General features: G+C 32.0%; 1 protein-coding gene. It reads left to right on the plus strand.

Annotated elements, in window-relative coordinates; translation table 11 throughout:
• A partial coding sequence (locus tag E3E36_RS12340) for a hypothetical protein (RefSeq protein WP_206203721.1) occupies positions 1–264 on the plus strand: 264 nt, incomplete at its 5' end.
• Positions 265–412 lie beyond the last annotated feature (148 nt).

The raw sequence follows: 412 nt of genomic DNA on the forward strand, positions 1-412 counted from the left end.
AAAAATGTATTCAGCAATACAATTTTTGACACAATTAAAGCAAAACAGATTCCTTTATTTATTGTAACAGCAGATAATGATGCAGATAAACTATTCAGCAATTCGTTTACTGTTTTAAAGTGTGATGTTACTGTAATAAAAACCGCCGCCAGGGTGAATCCTACTTATCTGTTTATGAAAGGAGATAAGATTATTGATAAGATTAGTTATGTTGATGAAGATAAAATCCTTCAACTTTTATCAACTACAAACTTTAAACCTTAAACATTAAACATTTTTCTTGTTCAAAAGCATCACCAAAAAAATAATATACGGGCTGTTAGTATTAGCAGGTGTAGTATTATTGGTGTTCTTTCTGTTTCAGGGTTTTGGAGACCCCGCTCGTTTAGTGTTAGGACAATCAGGTGATGCG

This window comes from Thermococcus sp. M36, from assembly GCF_012027355.1.
In the GTDB taxonomy this organism is placed as follows: domain Archaea; phylum Methanobacteriota_B; class Thermococci; order Thermococcales; family Thermococcaceae; genus Thermococcus.